Consider the following 16,214-nt stretch of genomic DNA (forward strand, 5'->3'; position numbering starts at 1 on the left):
TGAACTTTGTTTTTCGTATATTTGTTAAATCATAGAAGCGACAAGCTTTAATCAATTTATTAATACCAATTTAGTTATGAAAACCAATCTTAGTTCTCAAATCACTCTCAACAGAGTCTCCCCCAGGTATTACAGGCCTGAGAATGCATTTGAAAGGTCGGTATTGACCCGACTGGAGAAAATCCCCGCTGACATCTACGAATCAGCAGAGGAAGGTGCAAACCACATTGCCTGCGAAATAGCTCAACTGATTCGCGACAAACAAAAAGCCGGACGTTTTTGCGTATTGGCATTGCCGGGCGGTAATTCTCCCCGCAATGTATATTCAGCCCTCATCCGAATGCATAAAGAAGAAGGCCTGAGTTTCCGCAATGTTATCATATTCAACCTTTACGAATATTATCCGCTCACAGCAGATGCCATCAACAGCAACCTGAATGCCCTGAAAGAAATGTTCCTCGATCATGTAGACATCGACAAGCAGAATATTTTCAGTCCGGACGGTACTATCCCCAAAGATACTATCTTCGAATATTGTCGTTTGTACGAGCAGCGCATCGAAAGCTTTGGCGGACTGGATGCCGTATTACTCGGCATTGGTCGTGTAGGTAACATCGGTTTCAATGAACCGGGTTCCCGTCTAAACTCCACTACCCGCCTCATTTTGCTGGACAATGACTCACGCAACGAGGCATCCAAAATGTTCGGAAGCATTGAAAGCACACCGATCAGCTCTATCACAATGGGTGTATCCACCATTCTGGCTGCCAAGAAAATCTTCTTGATGGCATGGGGTGATGATAAGGCCAAAATGGTAAAAGAGTGTGTAGAAGGTGCAGTAACAGATACTATTCCGGCATCTTACCTGCAAACGCACAATAATGCCCATGTAATTATCGACCTTTCTGCTGCCGGCAACCTGACACGCATTCACCGTCCGTGGTTAGTGACTTCATGTGAATGGAACGACAAACTGATCCGCAGTGCCATCGTATGGTTGTGCCAACTGACAGGAAAGCCTATCCTGAAACTTACCAATAAGGATTACAATGAAAACGGTTTAAGTGAATTGTTGGCTCTGTTCGGTTCTGCATATAATGTAAATATCAAAATATTCAACGATCTGCAACATACCATTACCGGCTGGCCGGGTGGCAAACCGAATGCAGACGATACTTATCGTCCCGAACGCGCAAAACCGTATCCGAAACGGGTCGTTGTATTCTCTCCGCATCCCGATGACGACGTTATCTCTATGGGAGGTACCATCCGTCGTCTGGTAGAGCAAAAGCATGATGTACACGTGGCTTACGAAACCTCCGGTAACATTGCCGTAGGTGACGAAGAAGTAATCCGTTTCCTGCACTTTATCAACGGTTTCAATCAAATCTTCAATAACAGCGAAGACAAAGTGATTACCGACAAGTATGCAGAGATCCGTAAGTTCCTGAAAGAGAAAAAAGACGGTGACATCGACACACGCGATATTCTTACCATTAAAGGTTTGATACGTCGTGGTGAAGCACGCACCGCCTGTACATACAATAACATCCCACTGGATCATTGTCATTTCCTTGATCTGCCGTTCTATGAAACCGGTCGTATTCAGAAAGGTCCGCTGACTGAAGCTGATGTGGAAATCGTACGTAACCTGTTGCGTGAAGTGAAACCTCACCAGATATTCGTTGCCGGCGACCTTGCCGACCCGCACGGCACACACCGTGTCTGCACCGATGCCGTATTTGCAGCTATCGACCTGGAAAAAGAAGAAGGTGCAAAATGGCTGAAAGACTGCCGCATCTGGATGTATCGCGGTGCATGGGCTGAATGGGAAATTGAGAACATTGAAATGGCAGTGCCTATCAGTCCTGAAGAACTCCGTGCCAAACGTAACTCTATCCTGAAACACCAGTCTCAGATGGAAAGTGCACCGTTCCTGGGCAACGATGAACGTCTGTTCTGGCAACGCAGCGAAGACCGCAACCGTGGTACTGCTGCATTGTATGACAGTCTTGGTCTGGCATCTTACGAAGCAATGGAGGCATTCGTAGAATATATTCCGTTGTAAATCAATAACAAAGAAATAAAGAGAAAAAGGTTGCAGTGATAAAACACTGCAACCTTTTTCCATTTAACATTCTCATCAGCCTCATTTTCGTGTGATTTCTATCTCACCAAGATTTTCTTCACTACCATGACTCATTCAACAGGTTATTTGGAGGATATGGCAACAGTTCCCTTATATTCGCCTTCGGGCAATTTGATTTTTCTCTTGTCCCCATTAAATGTCACCTCCATAAATGCTTCTGTCTGAGTTGGGTCCGAAGCATATACTTTCCACCCCTTCTTATAAGTATGCAGAATGAAAAGCCCTTTTTTATCACTTTCAAACTTTAGTTTACCGGACAAGGAAATACTTCCGGCTTCATACAATGCAAGTAAATATGTATCTTGATCCAGTTGGACAGCCTGACATTGACTAGTATTACTGATTATTTTGAATGAAGATAAATCAACGCGTTGTACTTGCTTAGGAGTGGTAGCCGGCAATATTATGTACTGATATGAATCATTTTGTGGAAGAATCCCATGATCTATATAGATAGTAAATACATCTTTTGTCTGCAATTCACTTTTAGGATATATCTTCATGATATCATTCCAGAAATTCGTACGATGTTCAGAAAACATACGCCCTTTACCTTCCAGTAAAATATATCCGGTCTGACGATGAAAGAAGCGCTGGGGATTCTCACAAGAAAAATTCAAATCCTTCACAACCTCCCACTTCCCTTTATGCAGATGTAGTAAATCATCTCTCAGCACAGCCTGCTCTACAGAAGTATTCACCTGATAACTGCTATCCGAACGAATGCCCGCTCCTAAACACAAGATATAATCCGGTGTAAAAATCCATGTTTTTCTAGCATAAAGCCCATCCCTTACTAAATCCATCGAGGTAAGACCAATAACGCCATCATTCACATTTCCTACGAACGAACCTTTATTTTGCTTTTCAAGCCATCCCATCACATGGACAGCCTTATCTTCTTGATAGCAAGTTACACCAGGCACTTTACGCCAATCCCAACAAGGAAATACATCCGTATACTCATCACCATCCACATAAGTATAGAGAGCACCGTCTGCCAGATAATACCCCTTTACATTATCAGTGCCCGACTCTGTACCAATCACCCTGTCCGATGCCATCCTCACAGATGCCATCCAAGTGGGACAACGATGGATTGTCATATCTGATTTCCAGAAATGATACTGCCCTAACAACGAAGTTGGAGTATTACCAAGGTTTTCATCAATCAAGAGCTGATAGGTATTACTGTCTTTACTATTCACCTGCGCCAACATATTGGCAGAGAACAAACTCGAAAAAGCTTTGTTTCGCTGTGCCTGCTTGTAAAGCTGTCTTCCGAGATTATTTACATCCATCTTGTTTTTCCACAGAATTCTCCGTACACCTTCATTAGTATAGTTAGTTATAATCTGAAAACGCTCCTCATCCAATGCCAACGAAGTGTCATCAAGAATATATGCCCAGAAACTCATAGTAGCCAAATAAGCTGCACCATAATTCCCGACCTGCTGTTGAGGTCCATGTTGATGAAAACTATAATCAACCTTAATTCCTTCTGATTTACCATAAGCCATCTTGATCTCATCGTTTATAACATTCCTTGCTTTCCACACTAGTTGAAGGTCATTCAGCAACAAACCTTTCACCAACACATTGCCGGCTAACCAAACCTTATTTTGAGCTGTCATCCCTATCTTTGCCTGACTCATCACTTCTATAGCGTGTTTCTTTTCTTCCGTCGACAATTGATCTTCAAATAAGATAAACACAGCTCCCAGTACTTTAGGTATACCAATTTCATTATACCACCAATTGGCAGCTATCGGCTTCATTCGAAACCAATAGCCTATGGCTTTATGGATAGCCTCTGCAACCTCAGCCGATTTATAAAAATCATGCTCCGGATTACTATAAACTTTAGTCAGCTCAAGCACACGGGCTGCATGGATCCGCGGAAGCCAGCTGGCAGCCTTGCTATTAGTAAAATCAAGGTCACTCCAACTACCCTCCTCACTCAAGTCTGATAATAATTGACGAACGTACCCGACTTCTATCGGGCAACGTTCCATCAATTCTACAACCATCTGATCACCGACGATCTTTTCATGCGAAGTCTGACACATCAGCCGTATTAGCTGCTGTTCTGATTTGTTTTTATACAATATACTTTCTATATACTTCTGCCTGATGATGGATAAATCATCGGCTTTCAATCCCAAAGTAAAAATGAAAATGAAAAGTAAAAGTACAAAAACATAGCGTATCATATGTGATGCCATTTATTTCTCTATAAGTTCAAATTCTGTAACTTTCAAATTATCCGAACTGTTCCCGACAAAAAGTTTAAAGCTACCCGGCTCTGTTACGAACTGTCTATCTGCATTAAAGAACCCCAGTTCCTGTTCTGACAGAGTAAATTCAATCTTCCGGGTTTCTCCGGGTAACAATTCTATTTGCCGGATTCCACACAATTCAAGAACCGGACGGGTCACGGAACTGGCAACGTCCTGCAAATAAAGCTGGACGGTTTCTTTGCCCGTATACTTTCCCGTATTCTTAACAAAAGTAGTCACGACCACTGACTCTCCTGACCTATATTCTTTTTTTGATATCACAGGAGCAGCAATTTCAAAAGTTGTATAGCTCAAACCATATCCGAATGCATAGGCAGGTTTCACACTCTCATCCATATAACCGCTTACCCACGGATTGTTTGGTGTCCAAGCACGACCTGTACTTTTATGATTGTAATATATCGGACACTGACCTACATGACGGGGAAATGTCATTGGCAATTTACCAGACGGATTATAGCTACCAGTAAGCACATCTGCTATAGAATTACCAGCTTCCGTACCTAACCACCAAGTCACAAGAATGGCATCGGTATAAGGTTCCATATCGGAGAAAATCAACGGACGGCCACCCATAACCAAAGTTACAACAGGTTTCCCGGCCTTTTCCTTTATTTGTTTCACCATCAACTGCTGATTGGCATTGACACTAATATCAACTTTCGATTTCGCTTCTCCGGAATCTATGGCACGCTCTCCTACCGATACAATAAGCACATCATAACCAGAAAGATCCGGTAATGGTTTCAATTCATTCGTTTCCAAATCATAACCTTCTATATAGGTAACCTTAGCCTTGGAAAAAGCAGCTTTCAAACCATCAAAAACAGAAATCACCTCTTCTGCCTTGCCAATGGCAGACCAATTCCCCAGCATATCCTTATTAGCCTTATTCAAGGGACCGATTAAAGCTATATTACGTACGGTTGACGCAATAGGCAGAACATTCTGATTTTTCAGCAGGACGATTGAACCGGCTCCAGCTTCACGGGCTACTTTCCTGTGAACCGCATTCACTTTCTTGTCTCCGATTTCCTTCTCACGATAATTATAACGATAAGGGTCATCAAACAAGCCCAATTCGAATTTTACCGTTAAGATACGTTTTACAGCATCATCAATCAAAGTAATGTCTACAGCGCCCTCTTTCACTAAATCTACCAGATGCCTGGCATAAGTCATAGAATGCATATCCATGTCACAACCTGCAATAGCAGCCAGACGTCCTGCATCTTTATTGTCTTTTGCCATCCGGTGTTTGGCAATCTCACTAACAGAACCCCAGTCACTGACTACAAAGCCTGTGAATCCCCATTCTCCCTTCAAAACATCCCTTAAAAGAGGCTTATGGGCCGTTGCAGGAATACCGTTTATCTCATTAAAAGCATTCATAAAAGTGCCCACTCCGGCTTCTACTGCAGCCCGGAATGGTGGTAAATATACTTGTTGAAGTGTATGTTCCGAGATATCAGCTTCGGCATAATCTTTACCTGCTACCGCCGCTCCATAAGCAGCAAAATGCTTCGCACAAGCAAGCACAGTGTTTCTATCATTATAATTGGTACCCTGAAAACCTTCTACACGAGCCTTTGCCACCTGACTACCATACCAAGGGTCTTCACCGGCTCCTTCCATCGAACGCCCCCAACGGGCATCCCTGGAGATATCAACCATGGGAGCAAACGTCCAGTGAATCCCATGGGCAGAAGTCTCCGCCGCCGCCACACTGGCTGTTTTTTTTATCAATTCCAGATTAAAACTGGCAGCTTCAGCCATCGGTATCGGGAAAATAGTCCTCATCCCATGTACAACATCCAAACCAAAAATCAACGGAATCCTCAAACGGGACTGCATAGCCAAATCCTGATATTGCCTTGCACGCTCTACAGTCAATATATTAAAAATAGAACCTACCTCACCACGTTTGATTTCTTCCGTATGATTACGACTGTCAAGAGAAGGTCCGGTCAGAAGCTTATTATTGGAATACTGAATCATTTGCCCGACTTTTTCTTCCAAAGTCATAAGATTCAGTACAGAATCTACTTGATGGGTATAATCCTTCTTCCTTGTCTGAGCAGACAAGGAAGTTGCCATAATCCCTAGAATTATTGCACACAAAAGACTATTCTTTTTCATATTATCACTTATTATTATAGAATTCTTTCATCACATACCAAGCCTTTTTCCTGAATCCCTGATCAGAAATAAGCCCTTTCCGGTTCCAACCTTCCTGATTCGTAGGATGAAAACGATACGGAGAACGGAAATCAAATAGTATCCAAGGAGAAATACCAGCCAGATTTTCCACACGGCTGAACATCTCCAAATTATCTCTGAACAGCTTTTCCTGATATTCTTCGCTCCATGAACTTGTTAAAGTAGAATCTCCCGATTGCCCGTAAAGGGCTTCACCACCAAATTCAGAGAAAATCAACGGTTTACCGAGAGCCACATTCCAACGTACTTCCGAAGGATCTGACGGCCAGGCATGGTACCACCCCATATATTTATTAATCGACACCACATCCAACTCTTCGATAAAAGAATCATTCATTTCAAAAGCCTTCGTTTCAGGATTCAGCTTCGGCAAATCGAAAGCTGCTGTTATCAGACGAGTAGTATCCATCTCGTGACAGTGTTCGACAAGACTCTTCAGAAAGGCATTGCGGGCTTCGGAAGGAGCTGTTTCATTGGCAACTCCCCAGAAGGTCAAGGCACACCTGTTCCTGTCACGCATAACCATTTCCGTATACATTTTTTGCGCCTTCATACGCGTCTCGGCATTTTTAAAATCAATTCCTTGCCAAATAGGAATTTCTTCCCACAACATAATACCCATCTTTTCAGCTAGACGAACGATATATTCATTTTGTGGATAATGCGCTAGACGCACTAAATTAGCACCCAACTCCTTTGCTTCAGAAAGTAATGCTACAGCATCCTGCTCTGAAAATGCTCTTCCCTGGCGTTGCGCTATCTCTTCATGAAAACTGATTCCTTTCATAAAGACCGGAGTGTCATTCAAATAAATCTTCGTCCCTTTCACACTAAGATTACGAAAACCTATATTCTCTTTCACATGGTCCGTTGCAGTGGAAACAGTGACTTGGTAAAGTTTAGGTTTTTGGGGCGACCAACGTTCCAGTTTCTTAGCACGGAAAGATATTTTCGCCATTCCTTGTCCGTCAGTCTGCACTTCAGATGCGATTTTCAGTTCAGGAATTTCAATTCTCACTTTCTGGCCCGCTTGCTGCTCTGACAGTTGTAAGGTTGCATGAATATAATCTGGCTTGTATTTATCCAGTTGTATAAAGTAATTGCTGATATATACTTTAGGAGTACGTACTAACATCACATCACGCGTTATGCCGCCATAATTCCACCAGTCAAATGACAGCGCAGGAATTGCATCTACCGTCCGAGTATTATTCACTTCCACAGCCAGAAAGTTTTCTCCTGCTTTTACCAAATCAGTGATATTGAACTGAAACGGCGTAAATCCACCTTCATGACTACCTATCTCTTTTCCATTCAGATAGACCCGGCAACGGTAACTCACAGCTCCAAAGTAGAGAAACAGGTTCTCATCCTGATTTTTACTCACCTCAAATTTACGGGCATACCACACCGTACCTTCATAATATTTAAGTTCTGGAAGCTGCGAATTCCAGTCGGAAGGCACATTCAAACGTAGCCCTCCTTCGAACTCATACTCTTTAAAATCAGCCTTATTTCTTAAAGGTCTGTTCTTATAGATAGAGGTTCGCCGACCTTGCTGATAAGGATCAATAATAGCATTCCACTTCCCATTCAAAAAAGTGTATTGTCTACCATATACATTCGTCAGTAACTCCTGAGCACCAACGTACTGGCCATTACAGATCGTTATCAGAAATAAAATCCAACCTAAAAATTTCTCCTTCATAAGTATTTCTCTATTACTTTTTATAAATTTTCATTGCACATCCGCCCCCTTCTGCCAAATTCACCGTTAGCTTACGATTTTGGGGAACAAAGATAACAGACTTCCGATAATCAGAAGCTATCTTATCTGCATTTATACCATCTTTATAAAGTTCAATTGTCCATTCCCCTTCACCCAGAAATGACAAATCAAATTTCATTGTACGCTTTTTCCAATTAGTCAGCGCTCCCACATACCAAACATCTCCTTTACGACGAGCCATTGAGATATATTCTCCTATTTTTCCATTCAAGGCTTTTGTTTCATCCCATACTGTCGGAATATCTGAAATATAAGAGGTACACTCAGATTCACGTTCATAGAGAACAGGACTATCACACAACATGGATAGCGGAGCCTCAAATATTACATATTCAGCCAGCTGGCGGCAACGAGTTCCCATACTCATAGGTTCTTCATTAACAGCGCGAAAATTACGTTTATTGCCATTTTTCATTGCACCCTGGGTATAATCTACAGGTCCCGCTATCATACGAATAAAAGGCATAGTCACATCATAGGTAACCTGATCCACCTTCTCACTGCCAGAGAACTTCAACTGCTCCAAGCCATGTACGCCTTCAAAATTAATCACATTCGGATAAGTACGATTCATTCCTGTCGGTTTATAAGTGCCATGATAATCTAACATTAAATGGTATTTTGCAGCTATCTCAGCCCCACGATAGTGAAAATCAACCATTGCCTGGTCGTCACGGTCCATGAAGTCTACCTTGAAGCCCTTAATGCCCAATTCTGAATAATGCTTGCAGATTCTTTCCAAATCACGTTCAAAAGCATAGTAACCGGCCCACAAGATCAGCCCTACATGTTTAGAATCAGCATAAGCAACCAACTCTTTCAAATCTATTTCCGGCACAACCTGAAATAAATCAGCTTTTAGATTTACGGCCCAGCCCTCATCCAAAATCACGTACTCAATACCATGCTTAGAAGCAAAATCAATATATGCTTTATAGGTAACATTGTTCACACCAGCCTTGAAATCTACACCGGACAACCCGCAACTGTTCCACCATTCCCAAGCCACCTTTCCAGGTTTAATCCATGAAGTATCTTCCAATCGGGAGGGAGCAGCCAGTTTATAAACCATATCATTATCAAGGAGTTCTTTATCATCAGAAGATACAATAGCAATGCGCCAGGGAAAACTTCGTCTGCCGGAGCACTTCGCAATATAATCTTCTCTTGCAGTAACCAGCTTTTGCAATTTATTATGTCCACCTTGTATCGTTTCTTTCGGATACGGAGCAAAAACACCTTTCAAAGAATTAGACTGATTCGCATTGCGAACAAACATGCCGGGATAACTCTCCACGTCTGATTCTGCAATACAAAGCTTCTTTCCATCTTTCAATTCCACAACAACCGGAGTAAAAGCCAATTGATTAGTACCCATTTCACTTAGATTGACATGTGTATAGACATTCTCAAAAGAATTGAAGAACTGGGCTTCCACCTTTTTATTCTTTCCTCCTCTCACATAAGGAATATACGTCATATAATCATCGTCAAAATTAAATGTAGCTTCTTCAGCTATTACATTAAAAGGTTTATTTTCCGTAACGATGAAGCGATATGCAACTCCTTCATCATAGGCTCTGAATTCTAATTGGAATCCGTCCCTGAAAGTAAGAGACAGCTCATTACAACGATTTCTTATCTCACTCCGTTTGTAGATGGCAGTAGTGATATTCTCATCAACCACACGCCTACGTACATTCTTAACTTTAGACTTCACGCCTAATATTTTATTATTGCTTAATGACATAGAAATAGGCGAAGAGACAATAATCGCAGTATTTGCATGTTTTAAGGAATAACAAATTTTATCACCGGCTTCGATACTTAATTCAAGCTTACCATTCGGTGACTTTAACTGATATTGTTTCTGAGCTATACTAAAACTCAGGAATGCACTCAGAAATGTAAGTGTCAGACAAAATCTTCTCATAAATCTATTTATTGGTTTTAAGTGATATTTTGATTAATATTAAATTAAATAATACGTCACAAATATAGACATTTACTGAAATCAGGTTTGTGTTTATGTATGAAATCATCGGGAACGTTTGCAAATTCAATATTACATTAAAAAGCTATATATAAGATATTTATCTAAAATATGAAATACGAAATCGTTTCCAATAATTTCATCTGTATACCTATTGTATATGTTATAGTATTCACTTATTTTCGCACAAAAACAATTCACTATGAAACATTTATTATTTATTTTTCTATTTGTTTCTTTAAGCGTACAAGCTAAAGTTACATTACCAGCCATCTATTCTGATGGAATGGTACTACAAAGGAACCAACCTATTCATATATGGGGGCAGGCTGATCCAAAGGAGAAAATACAAATCTTATTCGCAGAGCAAAAACAAACAGTAAAAGCCGACAGCAAGGGATACTGGGAAGTGAATCTGAAAGCTCTGGAAACTGGCGGCCCCTACCAACTACAAATCATCGGAAAAGAAAACCCAATAAGCATCAAGGATATTCTTATCGGAGATGTATGGTTATGTAGCGGACAATCTAACATGCAATGGGTAGTAAATAACGTCACTAATGCGGAAGTGGAGAAAAAGAATGCCAATTATCCGCAAATCCGAACTTTAAACATACCTCGCCGCATGGAATTATCCCCTAAAGATACAATCAGCGCAACATGGCTCGTATGTTCACCTGAAAACGTAGGCCGTTTCTCCGGAGTTGCTTATTTCTTTGCTAAAAAGGTTTATGAGGAAACAAACATACCTATTGGTATTATAAATTCATCATGGGGCGGTACAATCGTGGAAACCTGGACAAGTCTGGAAGCTGCCAATACACTGCCACAAAAACGACTCGATCGATATAACAAAAATGAGAAACTATTCCCCCCTACAGAATACCTTACACGAAAAAATAAGGAAGCAAAGCGTAATGATTATCCATCATTGGTATACAATGCAATGATCCATCCGCTGCTATCCTTCTCCATTAAGGGAGTTCTCTGGTATCAGGGAGAAAATAATGTAGGAAATGCAGAACCTTATACCGATTGGCTCACATGTATGATTGGAGATTGGCGTAACCGCTGGAATTCAGAATTACCGTTTTATATCATCCAGCTTCCCAACTTCGATTCTATCAACAAGAAACCACTTTGGGCGGAAATGCGAGATGCTCAAAGTAAAGTTCTGGCAGTTCCTGGAACCCATCTCATCGTAACCAGTGACTTGGGAGACCCCTATGACCTTCATCCCCGCAACAAACAAGAGGTAGGTATGAGAGCAGCATTACAAGCGTTACATTACGAGTACGGGTATTCAGATATTGTCAGTGAAAGCCCCATGTTTGAACGCATGGAAATCAATGGTGACAAAGTCATAATTACATTCAAAAATACAGGTTCCGGTTTAGAAATACGTAGCCGATATGGATGTCTGCAAGGTTTTGCCATCGCAGGAGAAGACAAAAAATTCCACTGGGCGCTGGGAGAACTCAAAGATAACCGAATTGTTATTTGGAGTCCGAAAGTCCCTAATCCTGTTGCCGTACGCTATAACTGGGAAAATAATCCGGACGGAAATCTTTATAATAAGGACGGCTTACCGGCTTGCCTGTTCCGTACAGATAATTGGTAAGCATTATCTATTTCACATCGCTAAAGAATCAAATGATATTATCTTTTTAACAGAACTGCTCCTAAGGTTTCGTATCTGACTTTTTGGGGCAGTTTAAAATTGTGAGGTGCAGTTTATTTAGACGATCTTGTTATCCCTGAATATACATTTCCAAATCTTTGCAATCGACTCTGTAAACGAATAAATTAAGTGTTCTTATACTTCTCCTTATATACTTTAGGAGAAACACCATAAACACTCTTAAAATAATCACCAAAATGATTATAACTGCCAAATCCTGTTTGATAAGCAATTTCCGTTGCTGTCTGTTGAGAAGTACGAAGCATTTCAGCAGCACATTCCAAACGGATATTACGAATCAACTCTGCCGGAGAAAGATTAGTAATAGCCTTTACCTTACGATATAACTTAGCCCTGCTCACTCCCATTTCCTTACATAACATTTCCACATCCAACTCAGGATTAGAAAGGTGTGTTTTCACTACTGCTTCATATTGTTCAGCAAAAGATTTATCTGCAGGTTCCAACTCAATACCTACACTCTTTAAAGAGAGTTGTTTTCCATAAATCTCCTTCAATTTCTTCCGACCGCTCAGAATATTATTAATACGGACTATCAGGGTAGAGACTTTGAAAGGTTTCACAAGATAGTCATCTGCACCGGCCTGGAAGCCTTCTTCAACATATATCGTCATGGATTTTGCAGTCAGCAATATGACAGGAAGATGGCAAAGAGAAGGGTTCTCTTTAATATACGTACATAATTCCATGCCATCCATTTCAGGCATCATGACATCACTCACTACTAATGACACATTTTTTTTGCCTAATACCTCCAGTGCTTCACGTCCATTCTGAGCTGTAACAACTTTAAAGTTTCTCGACAATTCTTTCTGAAGATAAGTCAGAATTTCAATATTATCATCTACCAACAAAATCGTCTCAGAAATCGAAGTAACTTTAAAAGAAGAAGCATCGTCTACTGCATCTTCACTCTCATCCAATGTGCCTTGAACTGCCATTTCATAACATTTATCATATCTCCACGGCAAATCAATAGAAAAACAAGTACCATGCGGTTCCCTACGTCTGACCGATATAGTTCCCTGATGTTTTTCTACAATAGCTCTTGCTATAGTCAGACCGACTCCACTACCTCCCATCTGTCCATGCAAATCCTGATGAGACAGTGCAAAAGGTTTGAATATCTTGTTTATATCCTCATTGGATATTCCAACTCCAGTGTCTTTCACTTCAATGTGTATTTTCGGCTTCTCTCCTTCAATCAAGGAAACAGCCAAAATAACAGTTCCTCCCTCCGGAGTAAACTTCAGAGCATTGGACAATAAATTAAAGAACACTTTCTCTAATGCGTCCTTATCAAATGTAGCTAATATAGGCGTCTCTGGCAGAGAAAGCTGCAATGCTATATCTCTTTGCCGGGCAGTAACCTGAAAAGAGTAGTAAATCTCCTGAATAAAATCATTAAAATTAAAAGAAGATAGTTCCAGTTCCCCATTCCCATTCTCTATCTTCCTCAAATCCATCAGGTCATTTACCAACGTAAGTAATCGTTTGGCATTACGACGGATTAACAGCAAGTCTTCTTTTACTCCGGAAACATGTATTATCTTTTTCTGTATCTCGTCCAAAGGATTCAAAATCAAAGTTAACGGAGTCCTGAATTCATGCGCCACTTGCGTAAAAAAAGTCTGCAATTCCCGGTTAAACTCCTCAGATTTATCCTTTTCTATTTGTTTGAGATACAGTTCGTGCTCTAACCGTTGTTTCCTTTGCTTATAGGCAATATAGCGTTGCAATATGTAGAAAATAATAGCAGCATAAATAACAAATGCCCACCAACGCGCCCATAAAGGGGGAAGCACTTCAATTTTCAAATGAGTTTCCGGTCCTATCGTTCCATCATTATTAAGTGCTTTGATCCTTAAAAGGTAGTTACCGGGAGCAAGATTACTATAGAATACTTCACGACGATTACCCGCATCCACCCAATCCGGATCTACTCCATCCATCTTATAAAAGAACCGGTCGCTATTACCATATATATGGTTATCACTCGCATAGGCTATCGAAATGTTTGTCTGATTGTGTTTTAAGCATAACACAGATGTCTCAGCCAAGCATTTATCTAACACAGAACCATCACAAGGTCTTTGCAATTTATTATTAATACGCAACGTAGTAAGAATCACAGAGGCCGGCGTATCATTCAACATAAAATTCCGGTTATCTACCATTACATATCCGGTATTACCCAATATCCAAAAACGATTGGCTGAATCTATCAGACTGGAAGCATCCATATCGGTCAGACGCAAACCGTTGTTATTATCAAAAGTATGTAATTGGTTTTCTTTGAAGTTGAACAAATACAACTTGTGTGCACCAATTACCCATAACCTCTCTTCATTCTGTTTTGCAACAAAATAAAGTTTATCCGAATGAACCTTGGTATGCGACAAATGTTGCTTTCGCAATTTCCAATGTTTATCTACAGATAAGAGCCCCTGTCTCTCAGTCGTCATCCATAGGTTATGCTCCGAATCCCGGCAAAAAGAAGTTATACTAAGCGATTTATCTGCAGGAACTCCCAAATCTGCCGCGCTTATCTGTTTCTTTTGTCCTATATTCAGATCATAGACATACAATCCTTCCTTCTGGGTGGCAAACACAAGTATTCCGGGATCTATTTCATCAATATAATTCGAGCATGGAAATTGCACGGAGTCCATATCTAGACAGAAAACGCCCTGATCCTGTACAGATATCCACCAATGCTCTCTGGAGTCTTTGAAGATATACAATATATTTGTATTATCGTACTTTCGCAATAATGAAAACTTATTCCTCTTTATAGAATAATTATAAACTTCTCCCCGTTGATTACCGCACATGATTGTATCACCCGATATACAGATTGATTTAATGATATTATCATTGTGGTGCTTGTTTTCATTCAGCCAGAAGGATTCTACCTGACCTGTTTCCGGACGATGACGCAGCAAGCCGTTACCTTCTGTCGCGAACCAGATATTATTATCAGCATCTTCTTTTGCCATCCTGAAGCGTCCTGCCAAATGGGAAGGAGCAAAGAATCTGAAACGCTGATTATAGCTGTGACTGTAGTTCACACCACCGGCATATGTACCGACCCACACTATTCCTTGCCTATCCTTAAACAAAGAATATATGGAATAATAACTCAGACCTCCTTCTTCTCCGATTTCCCCTTTTTCTACTATCACCTCCTCCATATTATCCTTATGCAGCCTAAACAGGCCATTGAAAGTACCAATCAACATATAGTCCTTATTCAACTCTATGATATCTCTGATCTCTTTATTAAGGAGAGATGTAGAAGAAAGCTTATAAGTTTTCACTTCCTTGGTCTGAGGATTATATTTGTTGATACATATACCTACAATCACGCTCCAAAGACAACCTTCTGAATCCACCCGCAACACATTTATCAATCCGTCAGTCAAGGGACCTTTCTCTATAGACCTAGGATAAATATGCTCAAGCAATTGCCAGTTTTCATCATATACAATAATGCCATGTTGGCGAGTGCCTACGTAATATTTCCCACCAGCCTGCACAAATGCAGAATATCGATATTCCTCCGGAGCGTCTTGCAGAACCACAAGAGTATCTTTCTCCATATCATATCTGAATATTTTCTTTTCCGTATAGGCTACAAAGCTCCCTCCCTTATCAACTCCAATCCCAACCCAACGACTACTTTGGTTCTTGTCATACAGGAAACTTTTTACTTGCTGAGTAGAATATTTCATCCTGTCCAAACCGTTTTCATGCAATATCCATAAATTCTTATCCCTGTCCTGAATGATACGGCGTATTTTATTACCTCCAAGAGTGGGTTGCGTATTAGTACTGAAAATATCGATATGCTGTCCGTCATAACGGTTTAAACCATTATCACTTCCCAACCAGATAAAACCATCCTTATCCTGATATATGGATTGCACATAATTATGAGAAAGTCCGTCCTCGGTAGTCAAATGTTCGAAGAACAATTTGTCAGTCAAAAGCTGAGCACTTCCACTCGACCAACAAAAAAAGAATAATATCAATAATATATATCGGCTAAACATGCTGCA

At 40.7% G+C, this 16,214-nt stretch carries 7 protein-coding genes; 2 read left to right on the forward strand and 5 right to left on the reverse strand.

The annotated features are described in order from the left end of the window. The first annotated feature begins 76 nt into the window (after positions 1 to 76). Complete coding sequence (locus BACINT_RS13275) at positions 77 to 2,068, forward strand: glucosamine-6-phosphate deaminase (protein ID WP_007663923.1); 1,992 nt, start codon at positions 77 to 79, stop codon at positions 2,066 to 2,068. 143 nt (positions 2,069 to 2,211) lie between these two features. Here BACINT_RS13275 and BACINT_RS13280 read toward each other — a convergent pair whose 3' ends face one another. From BACINT_RS13280 to BACINT_RS13295, 4 genes are read right to left on the reverse strand one after another with little or no spacing between them, the layout of a single operon-like run. Continuing rightward, positions 2,212 to 4,362, reverse strand: coding sequence for a polysaccharide lyase family 8 super-sandwich domain-containing protein (locus BACINT_RS13280; protein ID WP_232288763.1), 2,151 nt, complete (start codon positions 4,360 to 4,362; stop codon positions 2,212 to 2,214). 12 nt (positions 4,363 to 4,374) lie between these two features. Next, positions 4,375 to 6,588 (reverse strand): glycoside hydrolase family 3 N-terminal domain-containing protein, encoded by a 2,214-nt coding sequence (locus BACINT_RS13285; RefSeq protein ID WP_007663925.1) that lies wholly within the window; start codon positions 6,586 to 6,588, stop codon positions 4,375 to 4,377. A gap of 4 nt (positions 6,589 to 6,592) precedes the next feature. After that, a complete protein-coding gene (locus BACINT_RS13290) occupies positions 6,593 to 8,377 on the reverse strand; it encodes a glycoside hydrolase family 2 protein (protein ID WP_007663926.1) in 1,785 nt (594 codons plus the stop codon). 13 nt (positions 8,378 to 8,390) lie between these two features. Continuing rightward, a complete protein-coding gene (locus BACINT_RS13295) occupies positions 8,391 to 10,391 on the reverse strand; it encodes a glycoside hydrolase family 97 protein (RefSeq protein ID WP_007663927.1) in 2,001 nt (666 codons plus the stop codon). Positions 10,392 to 10,653: 262 nt separating this feature from the next. Here BACINT_RS13295 and BACINT_RS13300 point away from each other — a divergent pair, with 262 nt between their 5' ends. Further along, entirely contained in the window at positions 10,654 to 12,072 is a 1,419-nt protein-coding gene (locus BACINT_RS13300) for a sialate O-acetylesterase (protein WP_007663928.1), read from the forward strand. Positions 12,073 to 12,257: 185 nt separating this feature from the next. Here the strand turns inward: BACINT_RS13300 and BACINT_RS13305 are convergent, their stop codons facing one another. Continuing rightward, on the reverse strand, positions 12,258 to 16,142 hold the full coding sequence (locus tag BACINT_RS13305; protein WP_232288764.1) for a hybrid sensor histidine kinase/response regulator: 3,885 nt from the start codon (positions 16,140 to 16,142) through the stop codon (positions 12,258 to 12,260). Positions 16,143 to 16,214: the final 72 nt, after the last annotated feature.

Source organism: Bacteroides intestinalis DSM 17393 (assembly GCF_000172175.1).
In the GTDB taxonomy this organism is placed as follows: Bacteria; Bacteroidota; Bacteroidia; order Bacteroidales; family Bacteroidaceae; genus Bacteroides; species Bacteroides intestinalis.